Origin of the sequence: Legionella sp. km772 (genome assembly GCF_003989735.1) — a bacterium.
Taxonomy (GTDB): Bacteria; Pseudomonadota; Gammaproteobacteria; order Legionellales; family Legionellaceae; genus Legionella.
Genome location: NZ_RZGQ01000265.1, coordinates 1 through 2945 on the forward strand (window position 1 = coordinate 1; position 2945 = coordinate 2945).

Here is a 2945-nt window from a genome sequence, read left to right on the forward strand (position 1 = left end):
CAATCAACTAAGCAATGCGGTAGTAATGTAATGGCCGATCAATTCGATTCACTCATTAACGAGGTTGCCATAAAACATGGAGTTGTCTTAGGCCATGATGATCCGATTCTTATAGTGCAGACCATGAATGCCAAGCTGATGGAAGACAACGCCAAAACACAACAACTCATGCTCCATCAATATAAAGAGGAATTAGAGGGGATCGCTTTACGCTGGGGAAATGAGGCAAAAGAAAAATCTGAGCGAGTTTTGAATGCTTCCCTTGCTGCTGCTAAAGAAACTATGGCAAATGTACTAGAGGAAAGTGCAAGAACCACCGCTTTAACCATACAAAATGATATAGAGCAATTGCTATCTCATGCAGGAAGAGCTTTGCAACGCACGGAACGGATCGCCATAATAAACCTTGCTGCATCAGCGCTAACACTCATAGCAGCTGGTATGGTACTACTTGGCTTATTTCGGTGAAATGGATCGAGGCCTCAAAGAAGACCTCAAAATAGAAATAATATTCAGATTATTTTGAAAGAATTGCTTCGGCAGTAGTTTGAGCAAGTCCTGTTGTAATATGGGTAATTCCATTCGCACCCATTGAGGCCGCTTGTTTTTTTAATTCGGCCATTATCGACTCTTGAGAAATAGTCATGCCAATCATATTATAATTTGAAGCAGACACCCTACCAACCACAGTATGGTGTTTTGGCATTGATGATTTTGAATGATAGATCTTTACTTGATCTGGGCTAATTGCCTTTAAATGTTGGTTAGTAGTTGTTGAAGCTGCATCTCCACTCCCCATAGTCGCCTTGATATCAGTCGTATTGCATCCAGTTAAAACAATGGCCGATGCTGCAACTGCGTTCATTAAAATGAATCTTATTTTCATTGTGTTCTCCATCTATGTATTGTGGTGTATTAAGTGATAAAGAGTATCTCAAAAAAACTTATATTTTGGCATAACATGCACACTAAAAGCCTTAATTAAAATTAACTCATCATCTATTCTTCAGGGAGTATGCCATCATCTTGCGTTGGCCACGCTTGTACCTGATGGAATCCAAAACAAAATAAATCGGTAAAGAAGTTTTCCGTACAATCTCTCTAATCATTTTTAATATCCTTTGTAAAATATGATATATCGAATACAGTATTATTATATCACTTACGGTATCCAATTCAAATCATATTTGACATTTTTATATCGTATTTGAGATAATAACTTTATTAAAGATATTTCAGAGATTTCTATTGAGTACTATGGACTGGAATAAATTAGCTTCCGGGATGCTTAAAGCCGAATTAAAACGACGCAACATCAGTTATGAGCAACTTGTTACCCTGCTCAACACTATTGATGTACACGAAACTCACGCCAGTATATTAAATAAAATGAGCCGTGGTGCTTTTCAATTTGCTTTCTTTTTGCAATGCGCATCCGCAATTGGAATAACTAATTTACGACTGGATGATCTGGCGCCAACAATACCTGATGCTAAATCACGTTAATTAAATACAAGGCCTCCTACTGTTTTTGCTATTTAATTAGGGCTTAATAACCGCTTTCTTGTTCTGGAAAATATTAGCAGAAAACAAGCGGTTCCTTTTTGTATTACGTGGTATCGCCTCATCCATGCTAATGGGTTACTATTCGTATTTCCTATTGTTTCGACAAACATGAGTCCCGTTGAGTAAAAATGGAGTTATTGTAATGAGTACCGAGCTGTTTATTAAAAAAGTATTTTGGTGGTTTTGTATTCCATTTTTTGCCCTCACTTCAATTTTGTGTTTTATAAATCACTTAAATCCTCTGGAAAATACTCTTTTTTTAGTTTCCGGATTTTTTCTGGTACCAAGGATGGTGCACTATACCATTGAAGCACAAGCTCGGTTGAAACAAGAGCATATTCACGAATTCCAGGCAATGGGAGCAACGCAGTTTTTAAATTTCATGGAAGAGTTTAAAAAAATACCCCTTGGCTCATACAGGGCGCTGTGCAAAGAAGCCTATAGCCAAGAATATTTTAGACGCTACAATGTAGACATTATTGATAAAATTCCGATGTTCGCATCAAAATAACAGATACTCATTACACACAAGAGGGCTAGGAGAAATAAATGAGCAGCATGCTGTCTGTTGCAATTAAATTAATGGCCGAGCGCTCTACTAGCGAGAACGACTTAAAGCAACGCCTTGAAAAAGAATTTGCCGATGAGCCTCATCTTGATGTTTTAATTAACGAAACCATTATGAGACTAAGGGAACTTCATTTAATTAACGACAGCCGCCTTGCAGAAAGCCTTGCGCAACGCTACAGCCATAAAGGAAATCGCTTCATACAACAAATACTTCGGCAAAAAGGGTTTTCTGAGGAAATTATCACCTCCGTGCTTAAGGAAGTTGAAGATGAAGGTAGCAGAGCTCTTGCTGAAGCTAAGAAAAAGTTAGGGCGGGCCACGAAAAAGAGCGCTGATGAAACGAAACGTGGGCTAGTGTGCTTTTTAAGTGGTCGTGGATTTTCCTTTGAAACAATCAATTCAGTTATTGAAGAGCTCCATGAAGAATAGGCGTATTTGTAACGGCTCGCAATCAGAGCAGAAAATTGGCCCGAATTAAATGCGAATGAAATTCAGTTTCGGCCCACTTTAATTGCCACCAGAAAAAAAACTGGCCCAAATTAATCGCTAATGAGCCCACTTTATTTGCGAATGAAATTTTCAGCATCATCAGAAAAACGTCCGGTTTATTTACATATTAATTGAAATGTGTAGTAAATTTTGCTATAGTAATATTTAACACAGTATGGCGATTCAAATGCGAATAATAAAAACAAGGTTATTTAACAAATGGGCTAAAAAGAATGAAATAAATGATGAATCACTTATTACCGCAGCGGAAGAAATTGCAATTGAGCTTTATGAGGCTAACTATGGTGGCGGTGTAATTA

At 37.7% G+C, this 2945-nt stretch carries 6 protein-coding genes; 5 read left to right on the forward strand and 1 reads right to left on the reverse strand.

Features of this window, described 5'->3' with window-relative positions:
* Positions 1-468: hypothetical protein (locus ELY15_RS14950; protein WP_255411127.1), on the forward strand; the 468-nt coding region annotated here is incomplete at its 5' end.
* A gap of 49 nt (positions 469-517) precedes the next feature.
* Here ELY15_RS14950 and ELY15_RS14955 read toward each other — a convergent pair.
* Positions 518-886 (reverse strand): hypothetical protein, encoded by a 369-nt coding sequence (locus ELY15_RS14955; RefSeq protein WP_233586837.1) that lies wholly within the window; start codon positions 884-886, stop codon positions 518-520.
* Between the two features lie 371 nt (positions 887-1257).
* Here ELY15_RS14955 and ELY15_RS14960 point away from each other — a divergent pair, with 371 nt between their 5' ends.
* The 4 genes from ELY15_RS14960 to ELY15_RS14975 all read left to right on the forward strand — a co-directional run.
* Complete coding sequence (locus ELY15_RS14960; protein WP_127101421.1) at positions 1258-1506, forward strand: DUF6471 domain-containing protein; 249 nt, start codon at positions 1258-1260, stop codon at positions 1504-1506.
* A gap of 202 nt (positions 1507-1708) precedes the next feature.
* The gene (locus ELY15_RS14965; protein ID WP_127101423.1) at positions 1709-2077 is read left to right on the forward strand and encodes a hypothetical protein; all 369 of its coding nucleotides are present in this window, start codon (positions 1709-1711) and stop codon (positions 2075-2077) included.
* A gap of 38 nt (positions 2078-2115) precedes the next feature.
* Positions 2116-2565, forward strand: a complete 450-nt coding sequence (locus ELY15_RS14970) for a regulatory protein RecX (RefSeq protein WP_127101425.1) — start codon at positions 2116-2118, stop codon at positions 2563-2565.
* Positions 2566-2812: 247 nt separating this feature from the next.
* On the forward strand, positions 2813-2945 hold a 133-nt coding region (locus ELY15_RS14975; RefSeq protein ID WP_158617515.1), incomplete at its 3' end, for a type II toxin-antitoxin system RelE/ParE family toxin.